The sequence below is a fragment of the Pseudoalteromonas sp. SG43-7 genome, from assembly GCF_014164295.1.
GTDB lineage: Bacteria > Pseudomonadota > Gammaproteobacteria > Enterobacterales > Alteromonadaceae > Pseudoalteromonas > Pseudoalteromonas rhizosphaerae.
On sequence record NZ_JACJEY010000043.1, the window covers coordinates 1 to 21,372 of the forward strand.

General features: G+C 42.3%; 17 protein-coding genes and 1 other RNA gene. 7 read left to right on the forward strand and 11 right to left on the reverse strand.

Going from position 1 to position 21,372, the window contains the following annotated elements:
- Positions 1 to 100: 100 nt before the first annotated feature.
- The 3 genes from H5200_RS16910 to H5200_RS16920 all read right to left on the reverse strand — a co-directional run bounded on the left by H5200_RS16910 (position 101) and on the right by H5200_RS16920 (position 1,690).
- Positions 101 to 445 (reverse strand): Tn7 transposase TnsA N-terminal domain-containing protein, encoded by a 345-nt coding sequence (locus H5200_RS16910; protein WP_259399227.1) that lies wholly within the window; start codon positions 443 to 445, stop codon positions 101 to 103.
- 132 nt (positions 446 to 577) lie between these two features.
- Positions 578 to 674, reverse strand: an RNA gene (gene ffs, locus H5200_RS16915) — signal recognition particle sRNA small type.
- Between the two features lie 140 nt (positions 675 to 814).
- Positions 815 to 1,690: a DUF3014 domain-containing protein gene (locus H5200_RS16920; protein WP_182761945.1), complete on the reverse strand. Its 876-nt coding sequence runs from the start codon at positions 1,688 to 1,690 to the stop codon at positions 815 to 817.
- A gap of 184 nt (positions 1,691 to 1,874) precedes the next feature.
- Between H5200_RS16920 and H5200_RS16925 the strand changes: the two genes are divergently transcribed.
- Positions 1,875 to 3,020: a patatin-like phospholipase family protein gene (locus H5200_RS16925; RefSeq protein ID WP_182761947.1), complete on the forward strand. Its 1,146-nt coding sequence runs from the start codon at positions 1,875 to 1,877 to the stop codon at positions 3,018 to 3,020.
- Positions 3,021 to 3,034: 14 nt separating this feature from the next.
- Here H5200_RS16925 and H5200_RS16930 read toward each other — a convergent pair whose 3' ends face one another.
- A complete protein-coding gene (locus tag H5200_RS16930; protein WP_182761949.1) occupies positions 3,035 to 5,011 on the reverse strand; it encodes a cation:proton antiporter in 1,977 nt (658 codons plus the stop codon).
- Between the two features lie 150 nt (positions 5,012 to 5,161).
- On the opposite strand from H5200_RS16930, the gene H5200_RS16935 reads away from it, so the two are divergent.
- Entirely contained in the window at positions 5,162 to 6,058 is an 897-nt protein-coding gene (locus H5200_RS16935; RefSeq protein WP_149982978.1) for a diguanylate cyclase, read from the forward strand.
- Positions 6,059 to 6,106: 48 nt separating this feature from the next.
- On the opposite strand, the gene H5200_RS16940 is transcribed toward H5200_RS16935, so the two are convergent.
- The 6 genes from H5200_RS16940 to lpxB all read right to left on the reverse strand — a co-directional run bounded on the left by H5200_RS16940 (position 6,107) and on the right by lpxB (position 14,073).
- Complete coding sequence (locus H5200_RS16940) at positions 6,107 to 6,454, reverse strand: hypothetical protein (protein WP_182761951.1); 348 nt, start codon at positions 6,452 to 6,454, stop codon at positions 6,107 to 6,109.
- Positions 6,451 to 7,758, reverse strand: a complete 1,308-nt coding sequence (gene tilS / locus H5200_RS16945; protein ID WP_182761953.1) for a tRNA lysidine(34) synthetase TilS — start codon at positions 7,756 to 7,758, stop codon at positions 6,451 to 6,453. Before tilS ends, H5200_RS16940 begins: the two co-directional genes overlap by 4 nt.
- Positions 7,759 to 7,865: 107 nt before the next feature.
- A complete protein-coding gene (gene accA, locus H5200_RS16950; protein WP_145240508.1) occupies positions 7,866 to 8,822 on the reverse strand; it encodes an acetyl-CoA carboxylase carboxyl transferase subunit alpha in 957 nt (318 codons plus the stop codon).
- A gap of 16 nt (positions 8,823 to 8,838) precedes the next feature.
- Positions 8,839 to 12,330: a DNA polymerase III subunit alpha gene (gene dnaE / locus H5200_RS16955; protein ID WP_182718677.1), complete on the reverse strand. Its 3,492-nt coding sequence runs from the start codon at positions 12,328 to 12,330 to the stop codon at positions 8,839 to 8,841.
- Positions 12,330 to 12,926, reverse strand: a complete 597-nt coding sequence (rnhB, locus tag H5200_RS16960; protein ID WP_182761955.1) for a ribonuclease HII — start codon at positions 12,924 to 12,926, stop codon at positions 12,330 to 12,332. Before rnhB ends, dnaE begins: the two co-directional genes overlap by 1 nt.
- Positions 12,916 to 14,073, reverse strand: coding sequence for a lipid-A-disaccharide synthase (gene lpxB / locus H5200_RS16965; RefSeq protein WP_145240502.1), 1,158 nt, complete (start codon positions 14,071 to 14,073; stop codon positions 12,916 to 12,918). Before lpxB ends, rnhB begins: the two co-directional genes overlap by 11 nt.
- A 378-nt stretch (positions 14,074 to 14,451) precedes the next feature.
- Here lpxB and H5200_RS16970 point away from each other — a divergent pair, with 378 nt between their 5' ends.
- Genes H5200_RS16970 through cydC form a run of 5 tightly spaced genes read left to right on the forward strand, consistent with a single transcriptional unit; the run spans position 14,452 to position 20,855 of the window.
- Positions 14,452 to 16,053, forward strand: coding sequence for a cytochrome ubiquinol oxidase subunit I (locus H5200_RS16970; protein ID WP_182761957.1), 1,602 nt, complete (start codon positions 14,452 to 14,454; stop codon positions 16,051 to 16,053).
- On the forward strand, positions 16,050 to 17,189 hold the full coding sequence (cydB, locus tag H5200_RS16975; RefSeq protein ID WP_182718680.1) for a cytochrome d ubiquinol oxidase subunit II: 1,140 nt from the start codon (positions 16,050 to 16,052) through the stop codon (positions 17,187 to 17,189). Before H5200_RS16970 ends, cydB begins: the two co-directional genes overlap by 4 nt.
- A gap of 13 nt (positions 17,190 to 17,202) precedes the next feature.
- The gene (gene cydX, locus H5200_RS16980) at positions 17,203 to 17,355 is read left to right on the forward strand and encodes a cytochrome bd-I oxidase subunit CydX (RefSeq protein WP_064667585.1); all 153 of its coding nucleotides are present in this window, start codon (positions 17,203 to 17,205) and stop codon (positions 17,353 to 17,355) included.
- Positions 17,345 to 19,129 carry a thiol reductant ABC exporter subunit CydD gene (gene cydD, locus H5200_RS16985; RefSeq protein WP_182718681.1) on the forward strand — a complete coding sequence of 595 codons (1,785 nt, stop codon included), beginning with the start codon at positions 17,345 to 17,347 and terminating at the stop codon, positions 19,127 to 19,129. Before cydX ends, cydD begins: the two co-directional genes overlap by 11 nt.
- Positions 19,122 to 20,855: a thiol reductant ABC exporter subunit CydC gene (cydC, locus tag H5200_RS16990; protein WP_182761959.1), complete on the forward strand. Its 1,734-nt coding sequence runs from the start codon at positions 19,122 to 19,124 to the stop codon at positions 20,853 to 20,855. The genes cydD and cydC overlap by 8 nt, the downstream gene beginning before the upstream one ends.
- On the opposite strand, the gene H5200_RS16995 is transcribed toward cydC, so the two are convergent.
- The gene (locus tag H5200_RS16995) at positions 20,852 to 21,235 is read right to left on the reverse strand and encodes a septal ring lytic transglycosylase RlpA family protein (protein ID WP_310736246.1); all 384 of its coding nucleotides are present in this window, start codon (positions 21,233 to 21,235) and stop codon (positions 20,852 to 20,854) included. The two genes, cydC and H5200_RS16995, sit on opposite strands and share 4 nt — an antisense overlap.
- Positions 21,236 to 21,372 lie beyond the last annotated feature (137 nt).

Sequence of the window (21,372 nt, forward strand, 5' to 3'; positions counted from 1 at the left end):
ATGAAGAAATAGTCGAACAGGTTTCGCAAGCGTGGAATAAATTCATTTCTGTTCCTGATACGGTTAAAAGCATATGCTCTAGAGACTGGATAAAATTGACTTAATCTTTATGCCGATTGGTATTAGCGATAGATTGCTTTTCAATAAAACGTGCACGAAAGTCTTCATCAGCAATTTTGCTTTGCGGTTTTACTTCAATAAATTTTTGCGTACCGTCTGTGTGGGTAAGTAAAAAGTCAGGCGTGTAAGGGCAAATACGGTTATCAAACTCATATTCGTAACCTAGTGGTTGTGCTTCAAATGCGGCTATTGATGGTGAAAATTCAAAATGAAAGCAAGCATCAAACTCTAAAGAGGATTCAACTAAACAAGTAGATTTATTTTTTTGACTAGCAAATTTATGGAGGTTTTTAACACGGGAGTGTTTTAGTTTTCTTCTGTACATGTGAGTCAACCATCTAACCATTCGGTTAAATACTAGACTATGCCACCTTATACTTCCAATTTATGTCATCTTTTAGTACAAATATGTCAACTTATACTTCAAACAACACCAAATGAGGAATTTGGGTGGCAGTCTTACCAGCCACATCTCGGCACACACGTCACAAACTGTGGCTGCTCCCTTCCGGGCCTGACCAGGTTCGCCTGCTAGTGTTGCGAGAGGACCAATAAGACTACCATTGAGGGCCTTGGTTGGCGCGGGAGGGATTATCTCTACTTTTGCTGTGTTATTCAAGGGGAAACATAAAAAGAAAGTGCGACTGCATGTTAAACATACAATCGCACTATTTTTTAAACGATTTAAGTAAGATTATTGATTATCTAACTCTTTTTTTACGTTACGTAGTACAGCTTTTATTTTTTTCATATTTTCAGGGCCCATGCGTAGCAGTTGTTTTTGTGCCGCTGGTAGGCGTTCCCATTCTGAGTAAGCATATTGATAAGTTACTGAATCACGTAACAGTGGCATATCCCCTTTTGGCTCTGGGGTATCCAATAATAGGTCTATCGCTTCTTCAAGTGTTTGATTAAATGCATCACCTTGATAGCCAATTTCTGTATACGCATCATTGATCAGTGGTTTGTACTCATCGTATAAACGTACGATTTGCGCTGCGCTCATGCTAGTAAAGATTTTTACATAAGGGGTATAACGCTCATAGCTGTTTGGATCAATGGTAAGAATATCACCCTCTACCACACTAAAGCCTTCTTCTAACTTAATAACGGGAGTGTGTTTTTGCGCAATTTTACCTTTGGCAAGATTATCTATAAATACCACACCACGGCGAATAACATCGTCGTTTATAACCAAACTCATAGCGGCATCACTTAGGTATTCGTCTAACTTAGCAACAACGACAGGATCGCTTTCATCAAGAGTAGGTAGTGGCTCTACTTGCGGCTCAGGCTCTACTGGGCGTGGCGTTGGCACGGCTAAATCAGCAGGCTTTTCAGGATTAACAGATGGGGCATTAACAACCGGATCGTTCTCTGGTTTTAGCTCCATCATGGGGCGCTCTGCTACGTGTTGCTCAACTTCGGTTGCTGATTGTGACTCATCACTTGAGTTTAATAACACAAACGCTGCAGCAATAATGATAATAATTAAAATGATGCCTGCAAATAAAAGGTTATTATTCGGTGGACGTTTTTGAACATCTGACGCTGATGGTTGATCTGACATACGAACTCCATAAATATTAAAATGCGATAACAGTAAGAGTACCCTAAATGGATTTAATTCATAGCCTACACTAATAATTATTAACGTAGCTAAGGTATCCTTTGATTCTTCTAGCTTAAAGACTTACAGTTAATAAATAAAGTAAAGACGCTTAACCGCTTAATTGCAACGACGAAACTCAACTATGAAAATCAAGCAAATCGATAAAAACAAACCTAAAGTTGCTCTGTTACTGACCGGTGGTGGTGCACGTGCCGCTTACCAAGTTGGGGTTCTTAAAGCGCTCGCGCAAAGTATGCCGCGTACCGCCCCGCTACCATTTACTATTATTAATGGTACATCTGCCGGAGCGATCAATTCAGCCGCGCTAGCAAGCTATGCTTCATGCACCCATTTGGCGGTACGTAAACTGGAATCTGTTTGGAAAAACTTTTCTACGTCAATGGTATATAAAAGTGATTTTATCAGCGTGTTTGGCCATTTAATGCGTAACATGCTGACCAGTTTTCAATCTGAACATATTAATCATCCACCAGCGAGCTTGTTGAATAATCAGCCTTTACGTAATTTACTTAATGAAATTTTAGATTTAACTCGCATTGAGCGTAATTTACACCGTAATTATTTAGATGCGCTGTCAATCACCGCATCAAGCTATACCACGGGTGATTCTGTGGCGTTTTTTCAATCTAATACACAATCACCTTGGCGGCGCGCTAAACGCGAAGGCCAAGCGACCCGTATTAACGTTGAACATTTAATGGCGTCCAGTGCAATTCCTATGGTGTTTCCGAGCGTAAATGTATACAACCACTACTTTGGTGATGGCTCTATTCACCAATTGTCGCCACTGAGTCCATGTGTCCATTTAGGCGCTGAAAAAATATTTATTATTGGTGTTGATCAGCCCAAAGAAGCTCATCCACCGGGTTATCTCCCTCACTTCCCAGGGTTATCCTCAATTGCGGGCCATTTGCTCGACAGTGTGTTTACCGACACCTTACAGTCAGATCTTGAGCGCCTTGAACGAATTAACCGAACTTTAGGTTTGTTACCTGGGCGTGATAAACACCAAGAATTAAAGCAAATACAAAGTTTTGTGATCAATCCATCAGAAAACTTTAATGCCATTGCCGCAAACTATTACAGTGATATGCCTTTAGCCATTAAAATATTACTGCGAATGATCGGGGTTAAAAAACGTTCTCAATCGAGTTTAACCAGTTACTTATTGTTTGAAAAACGCTATACCCAGCATTTGATTGAAATTGGTTATAAAGATGGTTTAGAGAAACTGCCGCAGATACGCGAATTTTTAGAGCTCGATTAACAGCGAACTATTCACTAATCCGTACCATCGAGTAAATAGCACTCTACCCGCTCTACTCGTCGAGGTTTACCTTGTAGTACAAGAATATCTCCGGCGAGTAAAATAGTGTGCAGCGATGGACTATCAATTTCACGGTCTTTGCGCCGTAATGCTCGCACTGATACTTTACGTTTTTCGAGATTTAATTCATTAATATTTTTAGCAACCGCAAAGGCGTTTTCTGGCAGTGCCATAACGTGTAAATACTCAAGCCGCTCGGCGTTATTTTCTTCACTATCAAATTGATCTCCGGCAAAAAAACCATGTAAAAATTGGTAACGGTTACGCCGCTCTTTGCTAACCCGCCTAACAATACGCGACATTGGTACGCCCGACATAGATAACACGTGCGACACTAACATTAAGCTCGCTTCCAGCGTTTCGGGCACCACCTCAGTCACGCCAAGCTCTTTGAGTGCTTCGAGATGACTATCATCGCGCATGCGTACCAGTATTTTCACGTCAGGAGCTATTTGCTTTATCGCATCGATCACGATTTGCGCATGTTCAAAATCGGTGAAAGTAATGATCACTAGTCGAGCTCGTTCGACTCCTGCTGATTTTAAAATATCTTTTTGTTTTACATGACCAAAAATAACGGGCTCTCCAGCTGCTTTGGCCTCTTGAACTAGTATTGGGTTACTTTCAACAGCAACGTACTCTATTGCTTCTGGCTTTAAAAACCGCGCAATAGTTTGCCCAACCCGAGAGAACCCACAGATAACTACATGGTTTTGATACAAAGTGCTACTGTTAGGCTGTTGCTGCCACTCACCGTTGGGATTTTTTAATACCCCAAGTTGTTTTAATAACCAAGGCGTCGATTCTATTAAATAAGGTGTTAAGCCCATCGACATGACTGCAATAGCGATTAAAAATGAGGCGTGATCTAAAGCTAATAATTGGTGTTTAGTAGCAAGCGCAATTAATACAAAACCAAACTCGCCCATTTGCCACAGCATGATGCCTGCTGCAATTGCATCTTGTTTTCGCTCGCCCATCAGTTGCGCTAAAAAAGTAATAACACCAATTTTTAATACTAGCATTAGCGCTAATGCAGCCACTATCCAATACCATACGCCAAACACGTATAAAATATCGAGCTGCATGCCGACAGTGACAAAAAATAGGCCCATTAAAATATCGCGAAATGGTCGAATATCGGCTTCTAACTGATGTCGGTACTGGCTTTCGCCGAGCATCATTCCTGCTAAAAATGCGCCCAGCGCCATCGATAAGCCAAATAAATACGTTAAGCCTGCGGCAAATAAGGCAACCACTAAAGTAGTCAAAACAAACAATTCATCGGTGCGCATTAATGCAACTTCGCTAAAGACTTTTGGCAATACCCACTTGCCTATCATCCATAACAACAAACATACAAACGCGCCTTTAGTTAAAGCGAAAGTCAGCGCCCAGGCAATGCCTTCAGTACCACTGCTTTGGGCCAGTAAAGGTAAAGTAATCAGTAACGGCACCACCGCAATATCTTGAAATAATAACATTCCGATAGCAAGCTGCCCTCGCCGCTGTTTAAGTTCGCCGGTTTCTTTAAGTAATTTAACCACCACCGCTGTTGATGACAGCGCCATTAATGTCGCGATAGTAAAACTACTCAGCACAGACAAATCCATCAGCAATAAAATCAGCATAAACACAATACTTGTGACTATTACTTGCAACGTGCCCAAGCCAAATACAATATTGCGCATTGCCATTAAGCGGCCAACAGAAAACTCCAGCCCTAAACTAAATAATAAAAATACAATACCAAGCTCAGCTACAAAATGTATTTCATGACTTTGCGCCATCCAGCCAATGCCATGACTACCCGCTAATAAGCCAGTAGCAAGGTAAGCGAGGATCGGCGGTAAGCCAATGCGCTTAAATAACCATACCAGCACCACAGCAGCCAGTAATAAGCCAAATATTTGAGCCAATACACTTTGCAAATAAACCTCCTATTTATATTATTGCCATACCGTCAAAATTTTAGCTGCTTAAGAGTTAACTATAGCAACTATCTGTTTTTCAGCCAGTTTGGAATAGTGGCACAAAAATCGCTTAGAAAAGTAATAACAAACTCCTAGGGGGAGAAAACCATGGAAAATGTCCATATTTTGACGCAGCGCATCTCAGCACGTGGCGAGTTCCTGCCGTTTTCGGCAGAGCATTACCGTAATAATGAGCCCGCAGCTATCCATAGTTTGCTCGAGAAACTGCAAACAACGTTGAACATAGAAGAGCTACTAACGATTTATGCTGAACACGCAAAGCAGCTTATTAATTTTTCAGGCTTGCAGTTTCAGTCATCTCTTGGGGTGGCACAAATTGCTAATAGTGATAACAGCAAACCGCCATATTCATTTAATTTAGACATAAATAATGAACATTTAGGACAGCTTATCTATTTTTGCCAATATCCGCTTTCGGGCAATATTGAACAAAAGTTAGTTGGCTTACACTGCGCATTGGTTTACCCATTACGCAATGCATTAATGTATAGCCGCGTACTAAAACTAGCGACTAAAGACACCTTAACAGGGCTTAATAATCGTAGTCAGTTTGATGCTATTTTGACGCAAAAATTAGAGCGCTTTCGCCGCCATCATCGTCCATTTAGTTTAATGTTGTTAGATTTAGATAACTTTAAACAAGTTAATGATAGCTACGGTCATAAAATTGGCGATGACGTATTACAAGAGTTTGCCAACGTTTTATGCAGTAGTATTCGCGGCACAGATTCTGTATTTCGCTTTGGTGGCGATGAGTTTGCGGTATTAATTGATGATCCTGAATTTACCACAAATAAAGTGATTGCTCAGCGAGTGATGCAGTTAGTGGCGCAGTCAAGTTTAATGAAACAATATGAAGTCACCACCAGCATTGGATTTACCTTGGCAAACAGCAAAGATTGTGAGAATGAGATTTTTGCCCGCGCCGATAAAGGTTTATACAAGGCCAAAGCATCAGGGCGTAACTGCGCGAAAGCGTATTAATTAAAGGTAAGCCTAGTTCCCCCGCTAGGCCTTACTTTGATACTTATACTAACTTTTTGACTTGACCAATAACTTATAGCCTAATAGTGCTAAGCAAAAACCAAAAAAGAAACCACTAATTAGGTATAACAAAGCAGCCATGCTGGTCAGTGGTACAACAATGACCATTAATAATGGAATACTCACCCCAACAATAAAAAATAGTCCGCCTTTACCTAACCAGTACGCAATTAAAATAATAGCACACACCAAACCACCTGCAACCGAATACGCTAACGTTAATAGCGCCAGCTCAAACATTACCGTGGCAATGCCCGCTACAACGGCTGTAACTATAAGCCCTAACGGCGCTTTATTGACTAGTGATAAACCAACGTGTGGCTGTGACGTTGTCATGTTTTTATCTCCCAAAATATACCTTTTTCATCGGCGTGTTCTGCACTTATAAAATGCCCTACGACATAAACCAATTGCTCATTATAAAAAATTAGTGGCACATTAGCACGTAACCATGGCGCTACTTTGGCATCTTTAAACCAATGTTTAATGCTGTTGTGGCCCGGTTTTTTAAGCGGTTTAATACGCGCCTGTGGGCAATTAAACTGAACAGAAACGTGTTCATCAGGCAATGGCTTTCTAACTCCTATACCTGATAATTGTATGAGGGTACGACCATCTGAAAGTAACTGTTTTTGAGCAGTTAGTGATTGGCTGTCAGGAACGGTTGTTTCACGTACAAAATATAAAAAGTTTTGATGCCGGCGTACTTGCCCTTCGGTTAACTGAATAAGTAGCTGCGCATCAGCTTTTGCTGTTAAACCTTGTGTAAGTATTTGCTGAGTTTGTTGTTGTGATGGCATAAGCGTCGTAAACTGCCCAAGCCAACAACGCAAAACATTTGCTTGGCGCGCAGCGCTAAAATTTGCTAGCTGTAAACAACTTAACCCTTGCTGGATGTTTTGGCATTGGCTTAAATCTAACTGAGTGTATTCATCAAGTACATCTTGCTGCTGTTGAAGAAGCTTAACACTGCGTGCTGCGCTTTTCTCAAAGCCGCTAAATCGTTCACTTAATAGAGGTACTATTTGCTGACGAATAAAGTTGCGATCAAAGCGCTCATCTGTATTTGAATCATCGGTAATATGCTCAAGCTTAAACTCGGTAGCAAATTGTTCAATACTGTGTCGTGTGCTGTTCAGCAGTGGCCGTAAACATTCTCGCCCAGAACTCAAGGTGCGAGTTTGCCGCATAGATGCTAAGCCTTGTAATCCTGAGCCGCGTTTTAGCCTCAGTAAAAACGTTTCTAGTTGATCATTTAAGTGCTGCCCTAGCAAAATAATACTGCCGCTTGGGCTATGCTGATCAAGTGCCTGATACCGAGCATCGCGGGCGAGCTCTTCTAGACTCGTGCGTGATTTATTGGTGATTTTTACCTGAGCCGAGTAAAAAGGAACTTTTACTATTGCACATAGTTTTTCGCAAAAATGCTGCCAATCGTCGCCATACTGACTTAAACCATGATTAACATAAACTGCGCTTAATTGCAGTTGCGGTATTTCAGCTTTTAGCGCATTCATTATATGCAGTAATACCACCGAATCCACACCACCAGAGAGCGCTACCGTAAATGCGGTTTTGTGCTCATCGGTATAAGGCGTAATGGCATTTTTTACTTGTTGGTATAACGATGTTGTTTGCATGAGTAACCATCAACTTAAATTTAGTAGTGCTCCAAGCTCCAAAGCATTCTAAAACAAAAAAGCCGCAATAGCGGCTTTTTTTCATCAATTTGGTTGTTTTGTTTATCTTAACAATAGCCAAACGACATTAAACGTTTATAGCGTTGATCAAGCATCTCATCCAGTGACAGAGCTTGTAAATCAGCTAAATCGCGCTTAAGTTGATTTTTCAGGTTACGCGCCATACCTTCGTAGTTACGGTGTGCGCCACCTAATGGCTCTTCAACTAAGCTGTTGATCAAATCAAGCTCTTTAACACGCTCAGCGGTTACACCCATCGCTTCTGCAGCAAGAGGTGCTTTATCAGCGCTCTTCCACAAAATTGATGCACAACCTTCTGGTGAAATCACCGAGTAAGTACTGTACTGCAACATGTTAACGCGATCACCTACACCAATGGCTAGAGCACCACCTGAGCCGCCTTCACCAATAACCGTACAAATTGTTGGCACTTTTAATGCTGCCATCACTTTAAGGTTACGTGCGATTGCTTCAGATTGGCCTCGCTCTTCAGCGCCAACACCTGGGTATGCACCTGGGGTGTCGATAAAGGTCATAATTGGCATTTTAAAACGCTCTGCCATTTCCATTAAGCGTAATGCTTTACGGTAACCTTCAGGCTTTGGCATACCAAAGTTGCGTTTAATTTTTTCAGCTGTGTCACGGCCTTTTTGTTGGCCAATAACCATCACTGGTTGACCTTCAAAGCGTGCAACACCGCCTAAAATTGCCGGATCATTCGCAAAAGTACGATCGCCAGCAAACTCGTCAAATTCCGTGAAAATACGCTCGATATAATCTCGAGTATAAGGACGCAACGGATGACGGGCTAACTGAGAAACCTGCCAAGCACCTAATTTAGAGAATATTTCCTCTTTCATTTTAGCGCTTTTCTCTTTTAATCGACTGACTTCCTCTTCTAACTCAAGGTCTAAATCGCCAGCGCGGCTTATATTTTGTAACTCTTCAATTTTTGCTTCTAACTCTGCGATTGGAAGCTCAAAATCAAGATAATTGAGGCTCATGCTCTAAACTACCTAATTAGTTAAATTCTAGTTCTACATCTTGCGCCGCCATTAACGATAACTTATGAATTAAGTCATCACTAGGCGTAACACACCATTCTGTCCCGAGGGTTAACTGTGCCAACGCATCTGGACGCTGATAGTAAACCTTAATCGGACAAGTACCAAACTTATAAGGTTCGAGTACTTTTTGTAATTTATCGAAGAAGTTGGCTTCGATTTGCACCATATTTAGCGTCATTTTAATCGCTTTAATACGTTTTTCGCGCGCTTGCGCGATGGTGCATATGTCTCTGGCGGTCATTGTAATACCACCGGAGAAGTTATCAAAGCTGACCTGTCCAGATATTACCAAGATATTGTTGATTTGCAGCATATCTTGGTACATTTCAAACTGTTCTGGGAATAAGCGTACATCAATACGGGCACTCTTGTCATCTAAAGTTACAAGCCCCCAACGATTTCCCTTTTTATTTACTAGTGTACGTGCAGCTATAACAAGGCCTGCAGCGGTTGATTGCACATCACGATTAGTTGGCTGTAAATCCACTAATTTACCACTGGTGTAATATTTCAGCTCTTTACGATACTGATTTATTGGGTGCCCGGTTAAATATAAGCCTAAGGTTTCTTTTTCCCCATCAAGCCATTGGTTATCAGTCAGTGGCGTGGCTTTTATAAATGCTTGCTCGACTTCATCCGGCTCTGTCGCTAATAAACCAAATAAATCAGTTTGCCCTAACGACTCTGCTTTATGATGCTGATCAGCCGCTTTCATCGCATCTTTTAAGCTTGCCAATAACGTAGCACGCGCTGGTTGCGTTTTCTCGGGACCGAGTTGATCAAGCGCACCGGCGTAAATAAGTTTTTCGGTTACGCGTTTATTGATACGTTTTAAATCTACCCGCGCACAAAAATCGAATAGGTCTTTAAATGGCCCACCGTTACTTCGCGCTTCTAAAATTGCATCTACAGGCGCTTCACCCACGCCTTTGATAGCACCAATACCATAAACAATTTCACCCTTGAGGTTTACTGTAAACTTATAGGCACCAGCATTTACATCAGGCGGTAATAAAGTGAGCTTCATGTTCTCACATTCATCAACCAAGGTGACGATTTTTTCAGTGTTATCCATATCAGCCGACATCACCGCCGCCATAAATTCAGCAGGATAATGGGTTTTCATCCACAGCGTTTGGTACGATACTAACGCATAGGCTGCGGAGTGTGATTTATTGAAACCGTAGCCTGCGAACTTCTCTACCAAGTCGAAGATCTTAATCGCCAGTTCGCCGTCAATGCCGTTATTTCGCGCACCATCTTCAAATGTTGAACGCTGTTTTGCCATCTCTTCTGGCTTTTTCTTACCCATTGCACGACGTAACATATCGGCGCCACCTAGGGTGTAACCTGCCAGTACCTGAGCAATTTGCATTACTTGTTCTTGATACAAGATAATGCCGTAAGTCGGCTCCAAAATAGGCTTTAAGCTTTCGTGTTGATATTGTGCATCTGGATAAGAAATTTCTTCGCGACCAAGTTTTCGGTCGATGAAGTTATCTACCATGCCTGACTGTAATGGCCCGGGACGAAACAAGGCTACCAAGGCGATCATATCTTCAAAGCAATCGGGCTTTAAGCGCCTTACTAAGTCTTTCATACCCCGGGATTCAAGTTGGAATACCGCGGTAGTTTCTGCTCTTAATAGCAGCTCTATACTCTTTTTATCATTCAGTGGAATGGTGTTGATATCTATTGACTCTTTGCCCTCTCGGGTTAAGCGCTCATTAGTCATATCAACTGCCCATTGCAAAATGGTCAGGGTTCGTAGACCTAAGAAGTCAAACTTTACTAATCCGGCGGTCTCTACGTCATTTTTGTCAAACTGAGTAACCGGAAACTTACCTTCATCGTCACAATACAGGGCGGCAAAATCAGTAATTGTAGTCGGTGAAATAACCACACCACCGGCATGTTTACCAGCGTTACGTGTACAGCCTTCAAGGATGCGACACATATCGATTAAGTCTTTTACTTCTGTATCGCCATCGTAAGCTTCTTGCAGGCGTGGCTCAACATCAAACGCTTTTGCCAACGTCATGCCGGGATCGCCTGGGATCAGTTTTGATATACGGTCAACAAATCCGTACGGGTGGCCAAGTACTCGGCCAACATCACGTATTACCGCTTTTGCTGCCATAGTACCAAAAGTAATGATCTGTGATACCGCATCTCGTCCATACAGAGCCGATACGTGATCGATTACTTCATCGCGTCTATCCATACAGAAATCGACGTCGAAATCCGGCATTGATACACGTTCAGGGTTCAAGAAGCGCTCGAAAAGTAAATCAAATTCAAGCGGATCAAGATCGGTAATTTTCAGCGCGTACGCCACTAACGAACCCGCACCTGAACCACGCCCTGGCCCAACTGGAATATTGTTATCTTTACTCCACTGGATGAACTCCATTACGATCAAGAAGTAACCAGGGAAACCCATTTGGTTAATTACATCGAGCTCGATTTGTAAACGCTCGTCGTATTCAACACGTTTTTCTGCTCGGTCCGCTGCATCAGGGAATAAAAACTGTAGGCGCTCTTCAAGACCGTCTCGGGATACTTTCACCAAGAAGTCTTCAATTTTTAATGAGCCGGTTGGGTAATCTGGTAAGAAATACGTACCAAGCTGCACCGTCACATTACAGCGTTTGGCGATTTCCACACTGTTTTGCAGCGCTTCAGGGATATCACTAAACAGCTCAGCCATTTGTGCTGGGGTTTTTAAGTACTGCTCTTCAGAGAAGCGCTTTGGTCGGCGTTTATCATCAAGCGTATAGCCGTCAAATATTGCTACGCGTATTTCGTGGGCCTCGAAGTTTTCAGGCTTCAAAAATACCACTTCGTTGGTAGCCACTACTGGCAACTGCTCAACGGTTGCAAGCTCAACCGCTAAGTGTAAATAATCTTCTTCTTGTGTACGCTTAGTACGTATCAACTCAATATAGTAGTTATCACTAAAATGCTGTTTATAAAAACTAACCACCGACTCAACTGTGGCTGGGTTGCCTTTTAAAAGCGCTTTACCTAAATCGCCATCTTTGGCACCAGAGAGTAAAATAAGCCCTTCTTTGTGCTCAACTAACCAATCTCGTTCAATAACAGGGCGATGAAATAAATGCCCACGTTGATACGCTTTAGAGATTAAAAGGGTAAGATTTTTATAACCGACATTATCTTTAGCTAAAATAACTAACCGACAAGGCCCTTCTGGAAACTCTGGGCTGTGTAACCAAAAATCAGCACCAACAATTGGTTTAATACCCGCATTATGAGCGGTGTCATAAAAGCGCACTAAACCACATAAGTTCATTTGGTCGGTAATGGCCAATGCCGGTAATTGTAATTCCTGCGCTTTGGCGACAATCGGTTTAGTTTTCGCTAAACCATCGACCATTGAAAAGTCTGAATGTACCCGTAAATGCACAAAATCTGGAGCTGCCATTACTTCTCCAGCATCGCCAGTACACGTTGTACTGGTTTAAAGCTTTTACGATGTTCACTAATGGCGCCGTACTGCTCAAGAGCAGCAAAATGTGCCTTGGTTGGGTAGCCTTTATGACCTGCAAAACCATATTCTGGATAGCGTTTATCAAGCTCAATCATTTCATCATCACGGGCAACTTTAGCAATAATGGATGCTGCTGAGATCTCTGCCACTAGACTGTCGCCTTTTATTACGGCTTGTGCCGGCATACTGAGCGCAGGTAGGCGATTGCCATCGACAAATACAAACTCAGGGGTGGTACTTAAGCCTTCAACCGCACGAGTCATTGCCAGCATAGTGGCATGGAGAATATTTAACTCGTCGATTTCTGTGGGGCTACATCGGCCAATGGACCAACACAGCGCTTTTTCTTTGATCTCAATTGCCAGTGCTTGGCGTTTTTTATCGGTTAACTTTTTTGAATCCGCAAGACCAGCTATCGGTTTAGCTGGATCGAGGATCACCGCAGCGGTCACTACATCGCCAACTAATGGCCCACGGCCGACTTCGTCAACGCCAGCGATAAAGCTGAGGTTAGGTCGTTCAATTTGCATCTATAATCTCCGCAACAGCAGTGGCTGCTTGCTCACTAGCATTTAAGCGTATTTGCTGGTGAATGGCTAAAAAACGCGCTTTCAACTCGCGATTATCACTATTTAGCATTGGTTCAAGGGCGTTCGTTAGGTTTTCAACGCTGCAATCATGCTGCATAAATTCAGGCACTAGCTCTTCGTCAGCTAATAAGTTTGGTAACGAAAAGTATTTAATATTAAAAGTGAATAAACTTTTAAAAATCCAATAACTTAGGGCTTTTATTTTATAGCCAACCACCATAGGTTTTTTATAAAGCATCCCTTCCAGGGTCGCGGTACCTGATGCAATTAAAATCACATCTGCCGCTTGCATAGCAAGGTTCGATTGTCCATCCAACAACTGAATATTTAGTTGTGGCGCTGTAGCTGCCAAAATAGCACTAAATTGTGCTTTGCGTTGCTCATTTACTAATGGCACCACTATTTTTAAATCAGGATTTTTAGCTTGTAGCCCGGCCGCTGTTTTAAGGTAAGTTTCACTAAGCAACCCTACTTCTGAGCCTCGACTACCTGGCAATAATGCCAGTACTTTATCATCAAGGCTTAAACCTAATTGTTGACGCGCTGCGCTGTCGTCATGCTCAAGGGCAATATCATCAGCCAGTGTATGGCCAACAAAAGTACATGGCACATTATGTTTATCGTAAAATGCTTTTTCAAACGGTAATAAAGCCAGCACCATATTGGTTGCAGCGCTGATTTTGTGAATACGTTTTTCTCGCCATGCCCACACTGATGGACTTACATATTGAATCGTTTTAATACCAGCATCTTTTAACGGCTTTTCAACCCGTAAATTAAAGTCAGGTGCATCAATACCTATATAAACGTCTGGCGGGTTATCAATAAAGTGTTGGACTAGTTGCTTGCGAATTTTTAATAACCGCGGTAATCGGCCTAGCACTTCCACTAAGCCCATTACAGCTAACTCTTCCATATCAAATAAGCTACTACAGCCTTGCGCCTGCATTTTCGGCCCTGCAATACCTTCAAAAATGGCATCAGGGTAGCGCTGTTTCAATGCTTTAATTAGGCCTTCACCTAAAATATCACCAGAGAGCTCTCCAACTACAATCGCTATACGTAGTGGCTGTTTATCTTTATTCATGGCTGTTTTTTATTCACAAGTCAACAAGACGGTCATAGGCAGTAGTCTAGCTTGTTTTACTGCGCGATTAAATGACACACCCTGAATAAATTAGAGAAACCTTCAGCAACGTACCTTTACTGATACAACCAGAACTATTTGCCTGTTTTTCAAACATATATTGGTAAATAGTTAAGCTCTGTGTTTCACTAACTAAAGCTGATTAAAAAGCGTCGCATTAATCATAATGGGGTAATATTTATCCATGTTGTGATTGACAATAATTAACCAAAAGAGAATAATGCATGAGGTTTCAATAATTACTGAAACTTCATTAACTAACTTTTGCTTACTTTATTTGTTTTGTGACTCGCCCGCACATACAAGGAGCTATAAAAAATGATAGATGAAACCTTTGTGGATCTATCGCGATTACAGTTTGCTGTCACCGCCCTGTTTCACTTTTTATTTGTACCACTGACTCTAGGTATGACCTGGATTTTAGTGATCATGGAGTCGGTTTATGTAATGACCGGCCGAGAAATCTACCGTGATATGACCAAGTTTTGGGGTAAACTATTTGGCATTAACTTCGCCATTGGTGTAGCCACAGGCCTTACCATGGAGTTTGAATTTGGTACTAACTGGTCTTATTACTCTCATTATGTGGGCGATGTATTTGGCGCTCCCCTTGCAATAGAAGGGTTAATGGCATTCTTTTTAGAATCGACCTTTGTGGGTATGTTCTTTTTAGGCTGGGAGCGGCTCAGTAAACGCCAGCATTTAGGTGCAACCTTTTTAATGGCTATTGGTACTAATATGTCTGCGCTGTGGATATTAGTCGCTAATGGTTGGATGCAAAATCCTGTCGGTGCTGAATTTAACTATCAAACTATGCGCATGGAAATGACTAGTTTTGCCGAGCTTGTGTTTAACCCTGTCGCACAAGTTAAGTTTATTCATACTGTGTCTGCGGGCTATGTTGCCGCATCCATGTTCGTATTGGGGATCAGTAGTTGGTATATCCTTAAGGGCCGTGATCTCGCTTTTGCAAAACGCTCTTTTTCAGTCGCCAGCGGCTTTGGTTTAGCCTCAGTATTGTGTGTTATTTTACTTGGCGATGAATCAGGCTATGAAGTCGGTGAAGTACAAAAAGTAAAACTGGCAACCATTGAAGCTGAATGGCACACCGAGGAAGCACCCGCTGCGTTTACGTTAGTTGGGATCCCTGATTCCGATAAACAAGTGACCCATGCTGCCGTTAAAATCCCGTATGCACTAGGCTTAATAGCGACCCGCTCGCTAGATGAGCAAGTCATCGGCATTAATGATTTAGAAAAACAACACGAAGTGCGTATTCGTAACGGTATGATCGCTTATAAATACCTTGAAAAACTGCGCGATGGTGATGAATCTGCTGAAAACATTGCTAAGTTTGACGCGTTAAAAGACGACTTAGGTTACGGCTTATTGTTAAAGCGTTATACACCAAATGTAGTGGATGCAACTGAAGCACAAATTCAGCAAGCCGTTAAAGATTCGTTCCCTCAAGTAGGCCCGATGTTTTGGTCATTTAGGATCATGGTTGGCTGTGGTGTGATTATGCTGGGCGTATTTGTATTGTCTTTTTATTACAATGCACATCGTGTGATTGAACAGAAACGTTGGTTATTGTGGGCTGCGGTGTGGAGTATTCCTCTACCTTGGATAGCAATCGAGTTTGGCTGGATAGTTGCAGAGTATGGCCGTCAGCCGTGGGCAATCTCTGAAATACTGCCGACCTTTTTAGCGACCTCGTCACTGACTGTCAATGATATTTTAATAAGCTTAACCGGCTTTATCGTATTCTACACCGGCCTTGCTATTGTCGAAGGCTGGCTGATGCTGCGATTTGTTAAAATAGGACCAAGTTCATTGCACACTGGTAAATATCACTTTGAACATTTAGATGACCATACTAATGGCGACCAAATAACTGACGAGCAAGGAGCAAAATCATGATTTTCGATTATGAAACGTTAAAGTTACTTTGGTGGGTTATCATCGGCGTATTGTTAATTGGTTTTGCAATCACCGATGGTATGGACATGGGCGTGGCTATGCTTATCAAGTTAGTTGGTAAAACCGACAGTGAACGCCGTGTGGTGATCAATACGGTAGGTCCACACTGGGATGGTAACCAAGTATGGTTTATCACCGCAGGGGGTGCCTTATTTGCAGCGTGGCCGATGGTTTATGCGGCTGCATTTTCGGGCTTTTACTTTGCTATGATGTTGGTATTGTTTGCCTTATTTTTTAGACCTTTGGGTTTTGACTATCGCAGCAAAATTGACTCTCCACGCTGGCGTAACAATTGGGATTGGGGCTTATTTGCTGGCAGTGCCATTCCTGCTCTGGTATTTGGCGTGGCCTTTGGCAATCTGTTTTTAGGTGTGCCATTTAGTATTGATGAATACCTTAGAACCAGCTACCAAGGATCTTTCTTTGCATTATTAAATCCATTTGCCTTATTAGCCGGCTTGATCAGCGTAACTATGTTACTTGCCCATGGCGGTATGTGGTTACAGCTGCGTACAGACAGTGATGTTGCTCGTCGCTCAGCGCAATATGGTCGTTATGCACTGTTAGCATTCATCATGTTATTTGCTGTTGCAGGTATTTGGATTGCTAATCTTGATGGTTACCAAATAATCTCGATGGGTGATGCGCAAGGCTTTGCAAACCCACTAGATAAAACAGTAACCACCTCTGCAGGTGCTTGGTTAAACAATTATCAACAAATGCCTTTAACTATGCTGTTCCCTGCGGTCGCTTTTTTAATGGCTGCATTAGCGTGGATATGTTCAAAAATTAATAGGCCGGGGCTGGCATTAATAGCAACAAGCTTAATGCTTGGCGGTGTGATCATGACGGCTGGAATGTCCTTATTCCCATTTATTATGCCATCAAGTAATCACCCTGATATTAGTTTAACAATATGGGATGCGGTTTCTAGCCATAGAACATTGAATGTAATGTTTATTGCAGTAAGTATTTTTGTGCCACTTATTTTACTTTACACCACATGGTGTTATGTGAAAATGTGGCGCAAAGTAACCGTAGAAGAAATTGAAAATAACAGCCATGGCAGTTACTAAGGAGATTTGATCTATGTGGTATTTTGCTTGGATACTCGGTGTTTTATTAGCCTGTACGTTAGGTGTGATCAACGTTATGTGGTACGAATTTGGCCAGAACAAAGACAGTATCGCTGACGACGAACAAGAATTACACGATAGGCTTAATCGCCAAAATGACGACTAACCCCCGACCAAATCGCGCGCAACAAACTACGCTGCGCGCGTTTTTAAAAACGCATTCCAATCACGCTGGCAGTCTTTTAAAAATCAGTATTGCGCTAGGAACATTTAACGCATTATTGATGATTGCCAGTGCTTATTTAGTGGCACGATCAATTCATTTAGTGATGTTTGAACACGCCAATTTAGCCACTATTACCCCTTTACTTTGGCCATTAGCAGCATTGATTTTAGGGCGCGGAATATTACTTGGATTTTCGCAGCGCATAAGTGCCCAAGCCGCACTTAAAATTAAAACTGCTATGCGCCATACTTTACTCGAGAAACTCACCTTACTTGGGCCAAGTTATATTGAACAACAAGGTCATGGCGCGACTTTAAACACCCTACACAATGGTGTTGAAGCACTGCACGATTATTATGCTAATTATTTACCGAGCGTGGCTTACAGTGCGCTTATTCCTTTGGCTATCCTGATGGTGATTTTTCCTACCGATTGGAAAGCTGGGTTGATTTTTTTATTCACCGCCCCTCTAATTCCGTTTTTTATGATTTTGGTTGGCCACAAAGCAGAACAACTGAATCAACAACGTTGGCAACAACTAGCTGTGTTAGGTAATTACTTTTTTGACCGCTTACAAGGCTTAACCCAACTAAAGTTATTTAATGCGACTACGCGCGAACTAAAGCAAATTGCCAAAATTTCCGATGACTTTCGCCATGCGACTTTAAACGTATTAAAAATCGCATTTTTATCATCTTTCGCACTCGAATTTTTAGCGACCATTAGTGTCGCGTTAGTAGCGGTGATAATCGGTTTTCGGTTGTTTTTTGGTACCTTAGATTTTTCGACCGGCTTTGTTGTGCTGTTACTTGCTCCGGAGTTTTATTTACCGCTGCGCCAACTCGGCAGCCATTACCATGCCCGCTTAGAAGGGATTAGTGCCGCCGCTGATATGCTAAAAATATTGAATGAGCCACTCCCTGCTAAGGATCTTGAGAACATACAACCAAATACTCAAAATAGCTTAAACTTACCAACTATCGAACAACTCAATATTGATAATTTAAATTTTCATTACCCACAAAGTAATGAAGGCGTTAACAATATAAACCTAACATTTGCAGGCACAGGCCTGCATGCCATCGTTGGTCAAAGTGGTGCTGGTAAAAGCACCTTACTCGATTGTTTATTAGGGTTTCATCCTCAGGTGATCAGTGCAGTTACGGTAAATCAGCAACAACTAGCCGCATCACATATTAAGCAATGGCAGCAACATATTGCCTGGATCCCACAACAACCTACTTTATTATTTAACAGTATCAAAGCTAACTTACTATTGGCCAAACCGGATGCCACACTCACGCAGCTAGAAACTGCAGCAGAGCAAGCTGGTGCACTTGAGTTTATCAATCAATTACCAGAGGGCTTTGACACTCAAATTGGTGAACAAGGCGAAGGACTCTCAGGCGGGCAAAAGCAGCGGATCGCTTTAGCTCGGGCATTTTTAAAACAAGCGCCAATTTTGATCCTTGATGAGCCAACCGCACACCTCGATAGCCAAACTGAGCAACAGGTGCAAGCGGCTATCAATCATTATGCACAGCAACATCTCGTTGTGGTGATAGCCCATCGCTTAAATACCATTGCACAAGCTAAACAAGTTATTGTAATGAAAGATGGTGCTGTTATTGAGCAAGGTAGCTTTAAAACCCTCATCGATAACCAAGGCGCGCTGTTTGATTTAGTGCATGCAAGGAGTAAACAGCATGACTAATTTTTTACGTTTATTAAAACTGTGTAGACCGCACCTAGGTGCAATGCTGTTAGGGGCATTTTTAGCAACCTTAACAGTACTGGCAAACGTTGGCTTATTGGCTATTTCTGGTTGGTTTTTAGCCGCCATGGCTGCAGCTGGCTTGGCTGGCACGCAAATGAATTACTTCACACCAGCCGGCACAATTAGATTTTTGGCAATCGTAAGAACCGCCTCTCGTTACGGCGAGCGATTGGTAACCCACAACGCCACCTTTTTATTATTAAGTGAAATTCGTGTCAGTGTTTTTAACACGCTAAGCCAGCTAAGCAATGTTGATTTAGCCATGAGCCGCAGCGCCGATCTATTTAACCGCATGCAAAATGATGTTGAAGCGCTCGATAAATTTTACTTAAACGTATTATTACCGATGATTGTTGCGCTAATCAGCGTGCCAATTGTGGTTGCAATTATGGCAGCCTACAACAGTAATGTTGCGCTACTATGCTTTACTGCACTCTTAATAGTAGGCGTTGCCCTACCGCTCATACTAAGTAAACAACTTCAGCAAACTGCCAACCTCGAAACTCACTATTCGGCGACTTTACGTGCTGAATTATCAGATACCCTAAGTGGCTTACGAGAGCTGGCTATCTATCAAGCCACCGAGCAACAAATTGAGCAATGTCGGGCAGCCAGTGAACGCTATAATCGGCAACTATTTGTTCGCCATAGCGCCGAAGCACATAGTAATGGCGTATCACTATTAATAGTACAACTGAGTATGCTCGGTGCCATTGTGATAATTGCACCGCTAGTTTACAGCGGAGCTATGGCCAATGTTGAACTGGCAATGCTTAGTTTATTTGTGCTTGCTAGTTTTGAAACGGTGCTAACGCTGCCAAATGCGTTTATTCAATTGCCCGTAGCGCTAAGCGCTGCAAAGCGTATTTTTGATTTAGAAGATAAACTGCGCCCTGAAACTACAAGCGTTCAGGAGTCGTTATCAGTGCAACCTGTAGGGCTTGAATTTAAAGATCTTAGTTATTGTTACCACGGCGATACTTTTGCGCTTAACAACTTAAGTTTTGCTATTGAGCCACTGCAAAAAGTCGCGATTGTGGGGCAAAGCGGCAGTGGGAAAAGTACACTGGTTAATTTACTCAGTGGTTTATGGCCACAGCAAAATGGTGAAATAAACCTGAACTCAGCAGACAAAACCATAGAAATTAACACGATCAGTCAACAAAATCGCTGCGAACTGATTAACATAGTCGCACAACAACATCATATTTTTGATGGCACCATTGCTGAAAACTTACGCTATGCGGCACCCTCAGCAACTAAACAACAAATGCGTACAGCCTGTCAACAAACACAGTTAGGTGACTGGCTTAGCGAGTTAAAACTAGGATTAGACACCCGCTTAGGCACAGGTGGCAGAAGTTTGTCGCGCGGGCAATCACGGCGTTTAGCGTTAGCGCAAGCCTTACTCAGAGCACCGGCTATTTTAGTGCTTGATGAGCCAACCGAAGGCCTCGACAATCAATCGAAGCATCAAGTTATGGATGCGATATTAACCAGCATGGGGCACTGTACTGTGATCAGCATAACTCACGACCCTGCCTTACTTGCCAATATGGATAACGTAATTTGGTTAGAGCAAGGGCAAATAAAAGCGATTGCAACGCATCAGCAACTATTAGCAGAGCAACCTGATTACATGAACTTGATCACACGCTTTTAATCAATTACTTCAACGGTTACGTTAATAACGCCCGAGCTTGGCTCTGCGAGTTGCTCAAACGCATGCTTTGTTAAATCGATGATACGGCCGGGAATAAAAGGACCGCGATCATTCACTCTAACGACCACTGAACGGTTATTTGCTGTGTTTGTGACTTTAACTTTGCTGTTAAAAGGGAGCTGTTTGTGCGCCGCAGTCATGGCTTGTTGGTCAAACTTTTCACCACTAGCGGTCAGCCGACCATGATATTTATCGGCATAAAAGCTAGCATTTCCCTGCTCACGAATACCTGTGCTTGTTGCTGAATAGTTTGTCTGCGAGCTACTACAGCCAGCTAAAATAGCCAGTGATAAGCTAATTAAAAGTGCTTTAATCAAAATTCAACGCTCCCTTAGAATGCATGAAGGTAGCAGGTATCAACTGAGCTGCAACTGAATTAAAGTAAATACAAAACAGTGAATACAAAAAAGCCACCAAGTTAACTTAATAACTGGTGGCTTTTATACACTGCATAAAC

Excerpts from the sequence above, each read along its gene's own strand:
- H5200_RS16910 (WP_259399227.1), bottom strand. The coding sequence starts at position 445 with ATGTACAGAAGAAAACTAAAACACTCCCGTGTTAAAAACCTCCATAAA.
- H5200_RS16920 (WP_182761945.1), bottom strand. The coding sequence starts at position 1,690 with ATGTCAGATCAACCATCAGCGTCAGATGTTCAAAAACGTCCACCGAAT.
- H5200_RS16925 (WP_182761947.1), top strand. The coding sequence starts at position 1,875 with ATGAAAATCAAGCAAATCGATAAAAACAAACCTAAAGTTGCTCTGTTA.
- H5200_RS16935 (WP_149982978.1), top strand. The coding sequence starts at position 5,162 with ATGGAAAATGTCCATATTTTGACGCAGCGCATCTCAGCACGTGGCGAG.
- H5200_RS16940 (WP_182761951.1), bottom strand. The coding sequence starts at position 6,454 with ATGACAACGTCACAGCCACACGTTGGTTTATCACTAGTCAATAAAGCG.
- tilS (WP_182761953.1), bottom strand. The coding sequence starts at position 7,758 with ATGCAAACAACATCGTTATACCAACAAGTAAAAAATGCCATTACGCCT.
- accA (WP_145240508.1), bottom strand. The coding sequence starts at position 8,822 with ATGAGCCTCAATTATCTTGATTTTGAGCTTCCAATCGCAGAGTTAGAA.
- dnaE (WP_182718677.1), bottom strand. The coding sequence starts at position 12,330 with ATGGCAGCTCCAGATTTTGTGCATTTACGGGTACATTCAGACTTTTCA.
- rnhB (WP_182761955.1), bottom strand. The coding sequence starts at position 12,926 with ATGCAAATTGAACGACCTAACCTCAGCTTTATCGCTGGCGTTGACGAA.
- lpxB (WP_145240502.1), bottom strand. The coding sequence starts at position 14,073 with ATGAATAAAGATAAACAGCCACTACGTATAGCGATTGTAGTTGGAGAG.
- H5200_RS16970 (WP_182761957.1), top strand. The coding sequence starts at position 14,452 with ATGATAGATGAAACCTTTGTGGATCTATCGCGATTACAGTTTGCTGTC.
- cydB (WP_182718680.1), top strand. The coding sequence starts at position 16,050 with ATGATTTTCGATTATGAAACGTTAAAGTTACTTTGGTGGGTTATCATC.
- cydX (WP_064667585.1), top strand. The coding sequence starts at position 17,203 with ATGTGGTATTTTGCTTGGATACTCGGTGTTTTATTAGCCTGTACGTTA.
- cydD (WP_182718681.1), top strand. The coding sequence starts at position 17,345 with ATGACGACTAACCCCCGACCAAATCGCGCGCAACAAACTACGCTGCGC.
- cydC (WP_182761959.1), top strand. The coding sequence starts at position 19,122 with ATGACTAATTTTTTACGTTTATTAAAACTGTGTAGACCGCACCTAGGT.